Source organism: Lwoffella lincolnii (genome assembly GCF_002014765.1).
In the GTDB taxonomy this organism is placed as follows: Bacteria; Pseudomonadota; Gammaproteobacteria; order Pseudomonadales; family Moraxellaceae; genus Psychrobacter; species Psychrobacter lincolnii.
Window position 1 is genome coordinate 97,575 of sequence record NZ_MUYT01000004.1, and the last position, 16,370, is coordinate 113,944.

The window sequence follows — 16,370 nt, forward strand, 5'->3', positions numbered from 1 at the left end:
ATCTTATGAAAATGACTGTTATCCGTGTAGAACGAGTAGAACGCTCAGGAACATCAAAAGCAGGCAACCCATACAACATAGACCAAACCAACATTGTGGTGCAAGTACCTTATGCAGAAGCAAATGGCTATGGATTTAAAGAGCAATCCTTTAAATATGGCAAAGCCAGTCAATTTGCCAAATTAGACACACTTAGAGACCGTTTGCCTGTCGAGCTTGAGTTTGATTTAGGCATTGAAATTAATGATTACGGTCAACCAGTAACCGTTATTAAAGACTTAAAACTACCTACCATAAAATCATGAAACCCTTATCCATCATGATTTTAACTTAAATAGATGAGACTGATATGGCTACATACGAATGTCTTAAGCTTGAAACAGTCAAAAATATTTACGGCGGTTATGACTGCCGTGAATGGGTAGAAGTACAACAACAAAACACCGTGTCATTACTTCCACCTTTAACGCCAGATGAAGCCATGAGCATTAGCATTGAATGTTGTTTATTGCTTGGAATTGCCTATGGTTTTCGTCTTATTTATCTCTTAGTTTAAGGAAATTATCATGTTTGAAACTATAAAAGGTATGGCTAAACCTGCAGTGGTCGCTATCACTGGCATGGCAATGTCTGCTGTTGCATTTGCTGACGATAAAATTCCTGATGCTTCTGTCGTTGTATCTTCGCTAGAAGCTTTAGCGACCCCAATCGCTGCCGTTGGTGGTGCTTATTTGGGTGTTCGTGTTGGTATTCGTGGCTGGAAAATCTTGCGTAGCTTGATTTAGTTTTATCTGTTGTTATCGCTCTTTATTGGACAGTCCAGTACTGTCCAGTAATTTAATAATTTAGTTTTAGGATAGAATTATGTTATTAAATTACTTACCTGCCATCATGTTTTTTATTGCGTTTATCATCATTGCATCAGGTGCATCACGATGAAACGCATATTGACTCTATCTTTGACAGCCCTATTAGCTGTTCAAGCCCAAGCAGGCGGTTCATGGGGCGAACCAACACAACCAACAAAACCAGCCACCACAAATGACACTGGCGATTACACAGGAGGCGGTGGCAAATTTGGTGGCACAGGTGCAGGTGGTAGCTGGGGCGATGACTATTCAGGCGGTGGTGGCAAATTTGGAGGTAGCGGAGCAGGGGGGGCATGGAACAGCAGTTCATCAAGCTCATCAAGCTCATCAAATAGCGGTGCATCATGTACAAATGATGGTTGGGAATTTGAATACATTGTACTTTCAGATAGAACATCATTTAACAGCCTAGAACAAGCTTGTAGATACGTCTGGTCTAATAGCTTCTTAAATAAAAAAGGTTACAAAGAAACAAGACAATCGGGCGGTTCTTATCGTGGTAAATACTATCGTAAAATAGAAGTCATTAATGACTGGTCTGCTCGATGTTACATACATGTTGGCAATAGAGACTATAAATATGACAATAATATCGGTGGATATGGCATTTATAATTGGGATGTCGCTAAATATTATAAAGGCAAAGTAGAAATCTGCGACCCTGAAACCATGCCCCCAATTCCAAACTTTCCCATGCCACCTACCCCTAACACCCCAACTACTCCTAACACCCCAAGCGGTAGCGGTGGTAACACAGGCACTGGTGGCAATGGTGGCAACACAAACAACTACAACTACACAACAAACAAATACAAATGGGACATCACAACCAACAACCACAACACAACCAACAACACAAACCACATCACAAACAATCACGGCATATCAGATGACAAAATCAACCAGCTTATCATTGCAATCAAAAACCAAAACAACAACATAGATTTATCACCAATCATTAATGCAATCAACACAGTCAATCAAAGCATTAACAACTTATCTTTTGAGCAAATAAAAAGCATTGAAGTTGACTTAACAGCAGTTATTAACGCAATCAATGCTAACAAATATGATGACACACAACTCAAGCTAAAAATTGATGAAGTCACAAAAGCAATCAATGACAAACAAATAGACTTAACACCAGTCACTGACCGCCAAGACCAAACAAACATTAAGCTTGATGACACCAACAACAAGCTCAATGACGCAAACGACAAAGCCGATGAACAAACAGGCTTGCTTGTACAAATCAGGGATTTATTAAAACCTGCCCCACAAACACTACAATCTGACTTATCTTTATCTGATGAACCTATTAAAGCACAAATAGACCCATGGCAAGCCATACGTGGATTTGACATACACCAAAATCGCATTAACGCACAAAAACAATGCCCAAGCAGTGAACATTACAGCTTTGACGTGTTTGGCACTCATTTTGTCATGCCCTTGCCAATATTCTGCGATGCTTTAGCACGCCTAGCCCCAGCATTCTTATTTTTAGCATACATGGCAGGGGCATTTATCATTGTAAAAGGTACTGACTGATGCAATATCTATTGGCTTTATTACCCACACTCTTAAAATGGTTTACAGGATTTGCCATTGCAAAATTCTTTGTCTCTTTAGCTGTTGGCATATTCACTTATAGCATTATCCAATACTTCTTTGACCAGTATATAAATTCTGCCATGCAACAAATTGGCTATATGGGTGATGTGGCCGCATTGATTGGCATTTCTCAGCTAGATACAGCTTTATCTATTGTTATGGGTGCGTTATCCATTCGTGCATTCATACTATCCACTAAAATGGCATTGGGGAAAGGGTAGATGGCTATCTACACAATTACAGGACAACCACGCAACGGCAAATCTTTGAGAGTAGTCAAAGAGTTATACAAACTCCAAGACGAAAACGATAAACTAGAAAAGCAAGGCAAGCCGAGACGTAAAATCTATATCGATATCGCTGGCATTAACAGTGATGATGTTGATGTTTACTTTGATGACTGCATAACCGACTTAACCAAAGAACAAAAAGAAACCATTTGGTTTGGTAAACATGACGACCCAGAAAAACCTGATAATCTCTGGTGTCCGCCATATAACTCAATATTCATCTTTGACGAATGTCATAAACTTGACTTTGTCAAAGACGTATCAGGCTCACTATCCAAAAACCCCAGCACAATATCACTTAACGAGCATGGACATGCTGGACATATCATTTATTTTATCACCCAGTTTCCCCAATTCATTCACACTCACATAAGGGGATTGACTGCCGAGCATTGGCACGTCAAGAAAAAATTTAATCTACCTATGGCAAAGGTTTACAAATGGGACGACTTTAAATTAAACCCAAGGGCAGAAGTTAATCTAGAAGATGCCAGCACCATTGAAACCTTTTTATTTCTACCCAAATACAAAAAGGCGTACATCAGTGCCACATCTCACGAAAAACAGCCATTCAAGCCCCCAATGGTACTAATGCTACCCATCATCATATTACTCATCATAGGGGCATTTTTATGGTCACGCAAAGACAACAGCGTATTACTAAACAAACCAGCACAAAACGAACCAACAATACAAGTCATAGAAAGCTTAGAACAACAAAACCAGCAACAACTTGAACAAATCAACAAAATTCGCTTTGAACTTGAAGAATTGAAAGCCAAATACTTACCAAAGCACATTGCAGAACTTGCAGAACATGAAGACGTACGTCCAGCAATGATTATCAGCTCAAGCGAACATTGTCGAGTATACAACAGCCATGGTGAAGCACTCATCATAGCTGATGGGCTATGTCGCATGATGAACGAATATCCGTCAATGATACCCAAATCACGCCAAGCCACCAAAGTATCAGACACATTACCGAAGCCAAACCAGCCAATCTTTGACAATCAGAATGTCAACCTAAAAGAATTTAACAGTCAGTCATAAAAACCGATTAGCCAAACTTCGCACAATGTATATTATGTTAAATGCGATACGGCAAAATTGCAGTTATGATTGTGCAAGTTTGCCGTGAGCAATCTTATTGATAACATAATAGACGTTGTGCGATTTACTCACTGTTCGGGTGTAAACTGCTGTTAAGTCAACGCATCGCATCAACATATCGTATCATTCAGATTTTTCACGCTTTTTACTTTTCTCTTCCACATAGATTTTATTTTTTGATTCTCTGACAAATTCATCATAACTGACATTACCACCACGTTTTTTTGCATCACCTAGAGTAACACCTTTTAAGGCATTGGCAATCTGTGATTGTGTTTCTTCACTCCGAGCGTCAGCTTCAGCGTCAATCTCGGCATCAGTCTCTATTTGAGCGGTGGCAGTATCTGGTTGTAAATCAGCTTTGACTTCAGCGTTATCGGTGTTGTCGGTGTCTTGTGTTGTGTTTTCATCAGATACGGTTGATACCTCATTTGGTTGCTGTTCACTTTGCTGTGGTGCTGGCTCTATTTTTTCGTCGTTGTTCCAAATGAATTTACTAGCAATCACAAAAGCCAGCAGAAGAACAATCAAAACAATGATGCCAAAGATAATAAATTGCCCTTTTGTGGCAAGGAGCTGCTGTAATGTGTCTTTATTGTATTTGGTAGTTGCTTTCTGAGTGTTTTGAGTGGTTGGCATTGCTGAGTGATGCCCTTTTTTGGTTTTTGGTTGTTTTTTGCCAAATGATGGCAAGACAAATCCTTTTTTTACGTTGGCTTGGGGCTCATTTTCTGAGTTAGGTTGACTGGGCGCTTGCGTCTGTGTAATTTGCTCTGATGGTTTGGTAGGGCTTTTTTTGCCACGCAATTTATCCAATAAACCGTTGCCTGTTTTTTTTGTGGTTGATTTTTGGGCATTTGCTTTTGGTTGATTGCCTTTTTTTGCGGTCAGCTGAGTGAATAAGTTTGGCTTTTTTTGCTTAGGTTGCTTAGGTTGTGCAGTTTTTTTGTTGAGTGGGTTTTTCATCGTGATGGTTTTCCGTTTTTTGTGATGTTGTCTGTCTGTAAAATCTGTCAATGATGGTCATTATAACCAAGTTATGCGTCAAATAACATGCTGTCGAGTGTTTGTTTCGCTAAGAGATGATAAAGCAGTCAAGCCTTGCTAAAAAATTGCTCAATATTGGTCAAAGAATATTCATTAGGTCAATTTATTATTTGATGGTAAGGTACGGTAACATGATATTAACAAATGGCAATATCAATAAGCTGTCATAAATTGTCACATTTAGGAACGGAACACTCATGACCACTCAAGTAAAAAGCCATTCTCTTGGCAGGATTAGTAAGATTAATTGGAAGGTCTTTGGCCCTGGAATTTTGATGGCATCGGCTGCCATTGGTGCATCACATTTGGTGTCATCAACCCAAGCGGGGGCATTATTCGGCTGGCAACTTGCCATTGTCATTATTTTGGCCAATGTGCTGAAGTATCCTTTTTTTCGTTTTGGCATCGATTATGTGTATGACACAGGCGACAGTCTGATTGCAGGTTATGCCAAAAAATCCAAAGTCTATCTTTGGGTGTATTTTATTTTATCAGTCATCTCCTCCATCATCACTTTAGCGGCGGTTGGGCTAATGTCAGCGGTGATTTTAACCTTTATGTTTCCAAGTTTGGGGCTAACGCCTTTAACAGCGTCGGTCGTTGTGATGGTGGTTTCTTGGGTGTTGTTGATTGCTGGGCGTTACAATGTGTTAGATGGCATAACCAAAATCATCATTTTGGCGTTGGCGATAACCACGGTTGCGGCGGTGTTTATCGCAGCAGGCAAACCCACCGTCATGGCGGCGGATTTTGTTGAGCCTAGCCCTTGGAATCTGGCAAGTTTGAGCTTTATTGTGGTAGTGGTCGGCTGGATGCCTGCGCCGCTTGAATTTTCTGTGATTACTTCTATGTGGACGGCTAAAAAAATCCAAACTGACCACACCACCCACGAACAAGGACGATTGGATTTTAATGTGGGTTTTGCCACATCAACCATCTTAGCGGTGCTTTTTTTGGCGTTGGGTGTGTATGTTCAGTACGGTTCAGGGCAAGAGATTCAAACCGCTGGCAGTGCTTATGTTGGGCAATTGATTGACATGTACACCGCCACCATTGGTGAATGGTCACGGTTGTTGGTGGCATTTATTGCGTTTATGTGTATGTTTAGCACCACTCTCACCTCAGGTGATGGTTATGGGCGCGCCAATGCTGAATGCTGGCGATTGATAAAGGGTGAGCATGAAATCAGCCGTGGTCAGTTGATATTTTGGATATCGTGGGCGGTGTTTGGTGGGTTTATTGTCATTGCTTTTTTTACAGGTCAGCTTGGTAATATGCTCAAATTTGCCATGAGTTCTGCGTTTGTGTCTGCGCCTGTTTTTGCGTGGCTAAACTACTCTTTGGTACGCTCAGAACAAAAGCTGTCATCTGGCATTCAAGCGTTGTCAATCATCGGTTTTATGTTTTTGCTTGGATTTGCTTTGTTATATGTTGCCAATACCATGGGCGTTTTTGGCTAGCAACAAGCAAATAAACTAAGACTGGGCAGCCAAAGGCGTGCGATTGGCTGGCGTGGAAGCCATTGTTACCGAAGGGTTTGAACGCATTCACAGAACCAATCTTGTGGGCATGGGTGTGTTGCCATTGTTAATTTGGCGAAAATCGTCATACGCTCAAATTGGACGGTACGGAAATTTATGGCGTAAAAGGCGACATTAGTCCCCATTGTGAATTAACGCTCACCATTATTATTGAACCAAAATATATAAGAGGTTGTGTATTTTCTGAACAAGAGTATGTTGATAAATATAAGAAGGCTTACCCAAATTTAAAATTCATATCAAACTCTAATAGTCAAGGTTTATTTGGCAAAAGAGAGTGGACTACAATAGGTTACTAACTATGGCTAAGAGACCAACTTATATCCCAAGTAAAGATGAAAATAAATTAGTTCAAGTTGAAATGATAGATTTTATTTATCATTCAGGTTTTGCTATTAGCCAAAAGCAAAAATCTATTAAATCTTTACATCAATCTATAAACGAAAGATTTGGCTTTGATAATATTTTAGAAATATCTAGTAAATCAGAAAATGAGCTAGGTGTAGCATTAAGTGCTTTTAACTTAATGATTACAACAAAAATTAAAGGTAGAACTTTTAGTGTAGAAAGTGCTTTTCAGAGTAGTAAAGTTTTTGAAGGTGGTATTCAATATCTTGATTTACTAGACAAGCCATCAAGAGAAGCTAAAAAAGACCCTAGACTTAAAAGTTCTGGCAATATAATTAGTTTTAACTTTTACAATCAATTGTGGCAAACCACACCTTTAACCGCTTTTTATGATTGGTTGTATGTAAATGCTTTGAAAAATAAAAAAAATAAACCTGAATATCACGATAAATTACTAAAATATCAAGCATTTACAGATATTGAATTTAATCCCGAAAAGTCTATTAACTGTCAAGCCCAATCTGTTGCATTGTTTTGTTCCTTGTGTGAAAAAGGGATATTGGAACAAGCAACATTATCACAAGAAAATTTTTTAGCATTGTACCAAGATTATCAAATAGATAACTCTTATAAGAAGTTAAAAGATAATTCACAAGGGGCTTTATTGTAATAACATCATAGTTTTGATAACCAAAGGAAACTCCAATGACCCATAAACTTTCAAAATATGGTATTAGCCCAATCCCACGCCCAAAAATCCTTGCCACCAAAAAACTGGATTTAACAGGCGAACAAGGGCAACAAATCATCAAATCCGAAACCAAACTTGTATTACGCACGCATAAAGAAACCTTTAAACGCTTGGCGGATATGTAATGGGCATTATTTGTTTTCCCTTTGAGCGAGTGATTGAAATTGAAAAAGGTATGAAAGGGCAAGCAGATATTGGTAAATTACAAGGAGAATTAGCCAGAATTGATAATGCGATTTTATATGACGGATTAAATGATGTTTTTGAAATTGCCAGTAAATATACCAATAGCATTGCAATGGCTCACGCATTATCCGATGTCAATAAACGCACAGGTTTGGCGGTTGCCTTAGAATGTTTATCACTCAATGATTATGAAATTACCATTGACCATATTTTAATGGCAGACGCAATGCGTGATTTGGTACTTGGCGAATTAAATGAAAGTGAATTTGCCGATATTCTTTATCATAAATATATAAACAGTTAAAACGATACAAGGAGTTTTTATGCAAACCCCAATCCCTGCCACTTATATGCGTGGTGGTACTTCCAAAGGGACATTTTTTAAACTTTAGTGACCTAACCGAGCGTTGCCAAGTGGCAGGGCAAGCATGAGGCCAGTTTTTTTGCGTGTCGTTGGCAGTCCTGACCCTTATGGCAAACAGATTAATGGTCTGGGTAATGGCTAATCTGGCACATCCAAAGTGGTGATTGTGTCAAGATTCTATGAGCCTACCATGATGTCAATTACCTATTTGGGCAAGTGGCAATTGATAAACCATGGTGGGTGATGTGTATGTGCCTGCTGATGCCAGTACCCAGTAATTAAACAGATGACACATCTTTTAGCTTGATTTTACATATCATCAGATAAATTTTCTAAATGTGGCACAGACACCCCCTGCCCTGTGGTAAGTAACCCAACGCCTGCATAGATGCCAAGCTTATCTCTGGTGTCTGTGATGTCTAAATTACGCATGGTCAGCTGGCCAATACGGTCAACAGCACTAAAGCTTGAATCCCCTTTTTCCATGGTCAAGCGTTCGGGGTGATAAGTTAAGTTATCTGAAGCGGTGTTTAAAATGCTGTAATCATTGCCACGGCGTAGCTCAAGCGTGACTTCACCTGTGATGGCTTTGGCAACCCAGCGTTGAGCGGTTTCACGCAACATAAGTGCTTGTGAATCAAACCAACGCCCTTGATAAAGCAAGCGACCCAAACGCAAGCCATTAATACGGTACTGCTCAATGGTGTCTTCATTGTGAATGCCTGTCAGCAGTCGTTCATAAGCGATGTGCAACAGTGCCATACCGGGGGCTTCATAAATACCACGAGATTTGGCTTCAATGATGCGGTTTTCGATTTGGTCAGTCATGCCAAGCCCATGACGACCACCAATCTCATTCGCCTTTAACATCAAATCAACAGGGCTATGAAATCTCTGATTATTTAATGCCACAGGCATGCCCTGCTCAAAACGCACAGTAACAGTCTCTTTGTCAATGTGAATCGCATTGTCCCAAAATGCCACCCCCATGATTGGCTCAACAATGTGCATGCTGGCATCTAAAAACTCCAAATCTTTGGCTTCATGCGTTGCACCAAGCATGTTAGAATCCGTTGAATAGGCTTTTTCAGCAGACATTTTATAATCATAACCATTGTCAATCAAAAACTGACTCATCTCAGTCCGACCACCCAACTCATCAATGAATGTTTGGTCAAGCCAAGGTTTATAGATTTTTAGATTTGGGTTGGTCAATAACCCATAGCGATAAAATCGCTCAATGTCATTGCCTTTATAGGTTGAACCATCGCCCCAAATATGAACATCATCTTCTTTCATGGCAGTAACCAACATCGTCCCTGTCACCGCACGACCCAATGGCGTGGTGTTAAAATAAGGCATGCCACCTGTTCTGATATGAAACGCCCCACACTGAATGGCAGCAATGCCTTCTAACGCCAGCTGGGTACGACAATCAATCAACCTTGCTTTGACCGCACCGTATTGATTGGCTTTTTTGGGAATGACGGTATAATCAGATTCATCAGGTTGCCCTAAATTGGCGGTGTAAGCATAAGGCAGTGCCTCTTTTTGCTTCATCCACAAAATGGCAGCAGATGTGTCAAGTCCCCCTGAAAAAGCGATGCCGACTTTTTCGCCAACAGGAATGGATTTTAAAATGGTTGCTGTGTTTAACATGGCTTATCCTTAGGTTTGTCCTTAAATTTTTAACATTTTTCACACCAATAATCTGTAACACCAATAACATATTTTTTATAAAAATATGTTAGCATTTATTTGCAATCATATTTGTAATCATAACACAAAGACAGTCACAAAAAGATGGTAGCACAATGTTGATAACGAAGTGATGTTGATGACGAAGTGATGATAACACAATACAAGGATAACAGACCACTCATGCCAGCCTTAACCGATACTCATCAATTACAACAAAAAACACTTGCCATGCTGTTGGCGGTTCCACAAGTCATGGCAAACCGATTATGGATAATTGCCAGCACTGACCCAACCAATCAGAACAGCACCAAACAACAACACGATGAGATTCATGCCATGATAGCGGAAAAACAGTTGGCATTCATGCAGTCCTTGAGTGACATCACCACGCAATTATATCGCTCACAGATGGTGTTGGGGCTTGCCATGCTTGGAAACTGGCAAAACTTAATGATGGGCAATCAGCAGACTTATGTTCAGATGAACCAAAAGATTGAAACAGAAACACTTAAAATCTTAGATAAAGGCATCAATCCTTATGTTCAAGCGGTTCAAGACAATCAGCGTCGTTTGGTTTTTTCTAAATAAGTCATTTTTAATAAGTGGCTTAGTTAAGCTGATTTAAAAAAAATGATGAACAGGTCCTTGTCCTTTGCCCACATTTAGCTCATCGGCATGGCGTAAGGCATCGGTCAGATAATTTTTGGCAGACTGACAAGCGTCATTCATTGACATTCCCTTTGCCAAATAAGTGGCAATGGCCGCCGATAATGTACAGCCTGTGCCATGCGTGTTGTGTGTGGCAATACGCTGGCTAAAAAACCATTGCTGATGATGTTCAGACACAAGCACATCACACGCCTGCTCATCTGCCAACCCTGTTGATGATAAATGCCCACCTTTTAAATACACAGGCACAGTAAACTGCTTGGCTTGCCTTTGCATGGCATCAAGGTTATCTGCTTGTGCTTGCCCCAATAAATCGCCAGCTTCTGGCAAGTTTGGCGTTACCAACGACACCAACGGCATCAGCTCTTCTTTTAATGCCTTAATCGCAGTATCTGCCAATAATCTATCACCACTTTTAGCGACCATCACAGGGTCTAATACGATGACAAAAGTGCGTTGCTGTTGTTGATATTTCTGTTGATAATGGCGTAATTTTTTTGCCACCGCACAGATGATGTCCGAATCACCCAGCATGCCAATTTTGACCGCATCTACTTGCACATCGTCAAATACCGAATCTAATTGAGCTTCAATTAGGCTCACAGGCATCAGTTCCACTTGTTGCACGCCAGTGGTGTTTTGTGCAACCACAGCAGTGATGATACTCATGGCATAGCCACCACATGCACTGATGGTCTTAATGTCCGCTTGCACCCCTGCCCCACCTGTTGGATCAGTGCCTGCGATGCTCAGTACATTAGGCACATCAGATGTATTAGGCTGATTGCTCATGTTATCCACTTTTTATCTCCTTAACCATTTGGTTTGGGCATGGCGTTTGTTAAGTTTGTTAAAATGGTAAGTTTGTTAAAATGGTTGGCTAAAACTGCCAGCCATACACCACATCAACGAATTTTTCCAGTGATGATGTGGCTTCCACATACACTCGTTTGGTCAACTGATAACGGACAGACAAGGTACTTTGGGCATTGAATACGCCAACCCCATAACGGATATATAGGTCTGGGGTGATGTAACCTGTGACATTGACATTGGTGTCATCTTGCGTGCCTGCCGCATTGACGGTTAGGCTTTGTAACCCAAATGCCCGTCCCAATTCATTGGTAAATTGGCGTGTGCCGTGCAATCCATAGCTCAAACCAGCAGCAGCGATGTTATTGGTAACTTCTGAGCGAAAACCCTGTTCGCTGATTTGCGTGGCTGACGAATTCTCTATCCGCCCTGTCACCAACGCATTCATGGCTTGCTGTTCGCTCAATCCTGCATCATTAAAGACAATGATATTAGGATTACTGGCATCACCTTTCACTCGTAAGCCCACGGTACTTGCGTTGATTTCTTTGACCGCTTCAATGCTCAATGTGGGACGGCGAATATCACCATCAAAACGTACTTGAGCATAATTTAAGTCCAAACTTTGTCCAAAGGCATCAACATTGGTGCGTCTGGCAACCTGTATCATGCCCTTAGCGGTCATGATGCCTTGTCCGTGTTGATGTACCGTCAATGCGCCTGCCAATGGCAACACCGCCCCAAACCCTCTAAAGGTTACATGATGACCTAAGTCGACACCAATATCTGCGTTGATGTCCCAAGGTTTGGTAACGGCCAAAACCTGCTCAATGTTGCCAACAGCACGGCGGTCAAGCACAATCACGTCTGCCGATTTACCAATGATGTCTTCATTGGCTTCAGGCGGGCGAATGGTGGCACTAGGAACGGTGATGACCCCTTTGATGGAGATGTATTTATCACTTGGACGCACAATCATCTCAATATCTGGGTTGATGCGTGCAGATAAAATGGGTGGCTGTACCACAGAAAGCTGAGCACCTTGTACCCCAAGCTTGGCAATCAGCTGATTTCGCCAATCAATCGTGCCGGTGATTGAGCCTTGCCCTTCACCACTCATAAATCTGCCTTTGATATCAGCGTTTGTGCCTTGAATGTCAGCGGTGGCATTAATATTTTGCAAATCCACTGGCATGTCAAGCATGCTTACCCTACCGTGTCGAACAGCCACCTTGCCATCAAACTTAGGCGTGCTTAGTGTGCCTGACAGCTGTCCATTGGCAGTTGCTTGCCCTTCTAACACTCGCATGCCTGGAAAAAACGGCTTAAATAGTGCCAAGTTAAGTTTATCAACTACCAAATTGCCTTGAATGGGTTTGTCTTGGGCAGTTGGGTTAATCAGCACATTCACATAGCCATTGCCTCGTTGTCCATTATTTAGGTCAGCTCTTAGCTTTAGCCCATTGGCTTGACTGATTAACCGCAGTGATACCCGGTCATAAGGAATGTCAATGTTACCTGTGCCATCTTGAACCATGCCAATTTTGCCATTTTGTGAATAGATGGCAGCATCGATGACAGGATTTTGACCTTGTTGCCATGATAACTTTGCTGTGCCATGTACTTTGGCATGCCAACGGATATCTTTTGGCATCACCAAGGCAAACAGTTTGGTGTCTATGTTATCAATCAGTAGGTTAACGTTACCTGAATTTTTATTGACATTCAACGGTTGGTTTAAGCAAAACTGACCTGCTTTATCATTGGTCTGCCAGCAGTGAGCCGCCATTTTTAGCGATTGGTTGTCAACATCCAGCACTGTTTGCGTGGGTTGTTGTTGTTTTAATACCGTGCCTTGGCTGGCAAGCTCACCTTGAGCCATCACCCCTTGCCAACGCATGGTTTGGGTATCATACTCTCCTGTCAGTAAACCAGAAAACCGACTATCATCTTTTTTGGCTTTAACTTGGGCGGTGTGTTTTGCCATTGTGCCATTAAACACCAAATAAAGCTGATTGATTTGTTGATTGGCGGTTTCTAAATCCACCGCTTGCACGGTTAGCTGACTGGGGCTGTTACCCAAATCCACCAGTTTGCCTTTGACATGACCACTTGCCAACAGCAAGTTAGGCAACGCCAAACGTTTGGCAAGAACATCAACATATAACGTTGGTAGACGACTGTTTTCGGTCTGTAGCATGCTCATGCCACCAGAGATTTCACCGTTTAACCGTGAGTTTAATTGGTCAAGGTTAGTGATGTTGACTTTGGCTTGCAGTTGTTGCTTATCACCTGAGACAGTCAGATAATTATCCGCCCAACGTATGACCAGATTATCTGCCTGTAAAGCATCAATCATGTCATTGACTTGGTTGTATTGACTGTTTGTGTCAGCTGATTTTAGGCGATTGAGATAACCTTTAATGTCTTTGGGCAACTGCATTTGTACGTTAATTGCCCCTTGTGCCTTAAAGGGTTGACCTTTGAGTTGCCCAGAGACATTCATGTCTTGAATTTGGATACGCTGGGCATTGGTCTGCCAACTGCCTGTGCTGTCTAAATGTCCACTCAGGCGGCTGGGCATGTCTTTGACAAAATAACCCAAATTAAAGTTGTTCATCTCTGCATTGACTTGCCAGTGATAACCTTGACGCATGTCAAGTGTTCCCTTGGCATCTAACTTACCTGCATCACCATCATGATACAATCGGTTGATGTCGATGACTTGGGCATTACCTTTGATGTCAACCAACAAATTACCTGCTGGCAATTTATCGGTATCAACTTGCCCTGCAAATTTGGCGGTAAAATCACCCAACTGCCCTGTTTCTGCTTCGGTTTTACCCTTTATCCAACTGCCTTGTGAATCAAGCTTACCTGTGATGATGGTAGGATTATCGGTGATAAAATAGCCTGTGTTCAAATCTTGTAGCTTGGCATCAATATCCCAGCTTAGGCGACTGCCCCCTAATTGAACTCGCCCTGTGCCATCTAAATGACCTGCTTTGCCTTGATACGTCAGCTGATTAATACGAATGTCATTGGCAGTGCCACGGGCTTGCAAGAGAATATGTCCCTTTGGCACATCAGTCGTACCAAGCTCACCGTCAAAATCGGCGGTAAATGCAGTCAACTCACCATCTGCCAAGCGTATGTTGGCAACGCCTGTGCCACCAATGTTAATTTGTCGGTTATCTTGGCTGGCATCAAGCAAGGCACTTAAGTCGCTATTTTGTATGGTAATGTGATGCTGTTGACTGCCCTGTTTGCCGTTGGTGTTATCTACCATACTACCACTGGCATGGATAACACCTGTCAGCTTATCAATTGGTAAATTGTCTTGATAACGGTTAGGATACAAACCCTCGGTGCTGGCATGAATTTGCCAGTTTAAGGGTTTGCCACGATTGGCAAGGTGAATTTGCCCATTCCCTGACAGCTGACCCACCACGCCTTGATAGTCAACCTGTGATAAGTCAATACGGCTACCCATTTTATGGACATTGACAACATAATTGCCTTTAGGAGCAACGTTTAACTCGTTGATTTGAGCATTGGCTTGCACATCTAAACGTTGTCCTTGCATCTTAACTTTTACGTTGCCGTGGTCGCTGTTGATGTTGCCAATATCTGGCAGATTTTGCCGTTTAAGCTGTCGCCAGCTGGCATCTATCAGTAAAGGCTGATGGTTATTACTTTTATCTTCGACTTTTATGATGTTGGCTTGCACATATTCGCCATCACGCTGGTTTAGAATCATGTCCATCTCAAGATTGCCTTGAGCGTTTTGCGTCAGCAAATGAAAGTGCAACGTGCCATCTAATTTTTGTGGCAAATAAGTTTGGTATTCTTGATACTCAGGTGATAATGACTGACGTAACGCATAATCATCTGAGTTGACAGTCGCCTTGATGTCCACCGCATCTGACCAGTCAATCAAACCATCAGCATGTAGACGACCATGTGGCGTATCTGCGATGAGTTGTTTTATGTCTAATAAGCTGTTATTAACATCAACTTTGGCTCGCCCCTGATAGTGTCCAGTGGGAATGTCCTGACCAGACAGTTGAGTGTTAATCCGCAAATCAATGTCTGATGTGATGCCAGAAGCGATGACCAGCCCATCTTGCAAGATGATGTTTTGTTCTTTGGCATAAGGAAGATGAAGCTTTTCATAACGCAACTTTGCCCAAAATGGTGCATTGCTGTCCATCGGTTGTGCCAAAAATTCACCCTGAACGTCTGCATGGTTATATTGGCTGTTAACCGTGCCATGCAATCGCTTAAGACTGCCCTGAGCGGTGATTTGTAGGGCATCGACATACGCCTTATCCAACGCATTGACATGCACCACCGCTGACAAATCCAGTGGATAAGTGTCTTTTAAATCCATGTCGCCAGTTAGGTCATGGACGCTAAGCATGTCATGATAATATAGCTGTCCTTTACCCAACTTAAGCTGAGTTCCAATCCACGTCAAATCATTGACCGCCACATCAGTAACATGTATGGGGTCTTTGCTTGCTTGATTGTAGGTAATGCGGTTAATATCAGCGGCATCAAAACGCAGATTGATTGGCAGTTGTAAGGTTTTATAATCAAAAGGTTCGTCAGTTGGTGGTTGGCGATTGGTAATGACCAAATGATGAATACTGGCTTCACGCAGATGCACTTGTTTAGAAAACACCGCCCGCCAGCCAATCTTAACAAATACCCTATCTACCCCAATGTGAATGTCTTGGTTGGCATCGATGTCGATGTCAGTAATCCAAATCCCATCTTTTAGGTTGCCCCGACCGTATTTAAAGCCAATGCCCGTCTGTTGAGCAATTTTATTCAATAAATACTCAGTTCCCTGCTCTGTGCCAGCAGCGTAAAAAAATGCCACCAACACCGCCGTAAAAAACAAACACACAAACAAAAACAGCTTGATTAAAAAGCCAAGCGGAGTCCAGCGTTTAACCGCCTTAGATTGATGCTTGGCTGGGCTACTGGTCTGAGAATCATCGCCTTTAGGGTCAGTTGAATTGGGCTGTGCCATAGATAGATAATCATCAACAAATA

The 16,370-nt window shown here is 41.7% G+C and carries 15 protein-coding genes and 2 pseudogenes; 13 read left to right on the forward strand and 4 right to left on the reverse strand.

Features of this window, described 5'->3' with window-relative positions; genetic code table 11:
* The first annotated feature begins 5 nt into the window (after nt 1–5).
* The 6 genes from B0682_RS02670 to B0682_RS02695 all read left to right on the forward strand — a co-directional run bounded on the left by B0682_RS02670 (nt 6) and on the right by B0682_RS02695 (nt 3,826).
* The gene (locus tag B0682_RS02670) at nt 6–305 is read left to right on the forward strand and encodes a hypothetical protein (protein ID WP_078306555.1); all 300 of its coding nucleotides are present in this window, start codon (nt 6–8) and stop codon (nt 303–305) included.
* Nucleotides 306–349: 44 nt separating this feature from the next.
* Nucleotides 350–556: a hypothetical protein gene (locus B0682_RS02675; protein WP_078306556.1), complete on the forward strand. Its 207-nt coding sequence runs from the start codon at nt 350–352 to the stop codon at nt 554–556.
* A 10-nt stretch (nt 557–566) separates the two neighbouring features.
* Nucleotides 567–785, forward strand: coding sequence for a major capsid protein (locus tag B0682_RS02680; protein WP_078306557.1), 219 nt, complete (start codon nt 567–569; stop codon nt 783–785).
* Between the two features lie 150 nt (nt 786–935).
* The gene (locus tag B0682_RS02685) at nt 936–2,420 is read left to right on the forward strand and encodes a virulence factor TspB C-terminal domain-related protein (protein WP_078306558.1); all 1,485 of its coding nucleotides are present in this window, start codon (nt 936–938) and stop codon (nt 2,418–2,420) included.
* The gene (locus B0682_RS02690) at nt 2,420–2,704 is read left to right on the forward strand and encodes a DUF2523 family protein (RefSeq protein WP_078306559.1); all 285 of its coding nucleotides are present in this window, start codon (nt 2,420–2,422) and stop codon (nt 2,702–2,704) included. The genes B0682_RS02685 and B0682_RS02690 overlap by 1 nt, the downstream gene beginning before the upstream one ends.
* Nucleotides 2,705–3,826, forward strand: a complete 1,122-nt coding sequence (locus tag B0682_RS02695) for a zonular occludens toxin domain-containing protein (RefSeq protein WP_078306560.1) — start codon at nt 2,705–2,707, stop codon at nt 3,824–3,826.
* A gap of 183 nt (nt 3,827–4,009) precedes the next feature.
* On the opposite strand, the gene B0682_RS02700 is transcribed toward B0682_RS02695, so the two are convergent.
* Nucleotides 4,010–4,852 carry a hypothetical protein gene (locus tag B0682_RS02700; RefSeq protein WP_143823247.1) on the reverse strand — a complete coding sequence of 281 codons (843 nt, stop codon included), beginning with the start codon at nt 4,850–4,852 and terminating at the stop codon, nt 4,010–4,012.
* 278 nt (nt 4,853–5,130) lie between these two features.
* On the opposite strand from B0682_RS02700, the gene B0682_RS02705 reads away from it, so the two are divergent.
* From B0682_RS02705 to B0682_RS02730, 6 genes and pseudogenes are all read left to right on the forward strand, one after another.
* Nucleotides 5,131–6,393: an NRAMP family divalent metal transporter gene (locus B0682_RS02705; protein WP_078306562.1), complete on the forward strand. Its 1,263-nt coding sequence runs from the start codon at nt 5,131–5,133 to the stop codon at nt 6,391–6,393.
* A 19-nt stretch (nt 6,394–6,412) separates the two neighbouring features.
* Nucleotides 6,413–6,620, forward strand: a pseudogene (locus tag B0682_RS09600) (hypothetical protein); the annotation flags it as partial.
* Nucleotides 6,621–6,775: 155 nt separating this feature from the next.
* The gene (locus B0682_RS02715) at nt 6,776–7,492 is read left to right on the forward strand and encodes a DarT1-associated NADAR antitoxin family protein (RefSeq protein WP_078306563.1); all 717 of its coding nucleotides are present in this window, start codon (nt 6,776–6,778) and stop codon (nt 7,490–7,492) included.
* Nucleotides 7,493–7,527: 35 nt separating this feature from the next.
* Nucleotides 7,528–7,698: a hypothetical protein gene (locus B0682_RS02720; protein ID WP_064602424.1), complete on the forward strand. Its 171-nt coding sequence runs from the start codon at nt 7,528–7,530 to the stop codon at nt 7,696–7,698.
* A complete protein-coding gene (locus tag B0682_RS02725; RefSeq protein WP_078306564.1) occupies nt 7,698–8,063 on the forward strand; it encodes a type II toxin-antitoxin system death-on-curing family toxin in 366 nt (121 codons plus the stop codon). Before B0682_RS02720 ends, B0682_RS02725 begins: the two co-directional genes overlap by 1 nt.
* A gap of 19 nt (nt 8,064–8,082) precedes the next feature.
* Nucleotides 8,083–8,354, forward strand: a pseudogene (locus B0682_RS02730) (PrpF domain-containing protein); the annotation flags it as partial.
* Between the two features lie 78 nt (nt 8,355–8,432).
* Here B0682_RS02730 and argG read toward each other — a convergent pair.
* Complete coding sequence (gene argG, locus B0682_RS02735) at nt 8,433–9,782, reverse strand: argininosuccinate synthase (RefSeq protein ID WP_078306565.1); 1,350 nt, start codon at nt 9,780–9,782, stop codon at nt 8,433–8,435.
* A gap of 222 nt (nt 9,783–10,004) precedes the next feature.
* Between argG and B0682_RS02740 the strand changes: the two genes are divergently transcribed.
* Nucleotides 10,005–10,412 (forward strand): hypothetical protein, encoded by a 408-nt coding sequence (locus B0682_RS02740; RefSeq protein WP_078306566.1) that lies wholly within the window; start codon nt 10,005–10,007, stop codon nt 10,410–10,412.
* A 33-nt stretch (nt 10,413–10,445) separates the two neighbouring features.
* On the opposite strand, the gene thiD is transcribed toward B0682_RS02740, so the two are convergent.
* Entirely contained in the window at nt 10,446–11,285 is an 840-nt protein-coding gene (thiD, locus tag B0682_RS02745) for a bifunctional hydroxymethylpyrimidine kinase/phosphomethylpyrimidine kinase (RefSeq protein ID WP_078306977.1), read from the reverse strand.
* Between the two features lie 88 nt (nt 11,286–11,373).
* Nucleotides 11,374–16,347, reverse strand: coding sequence for a translocation/assembly module TamB domain-containing protein (locus tag B0682_RS02750; protein WP_078306567.1), 4,974 nt, complete (start codon nt 16,345–16,347; stop codon nt 11,374–11,376).
* Between the last annotated feature and the right edge of the window lie 23 nt (nt 16,348–16,370).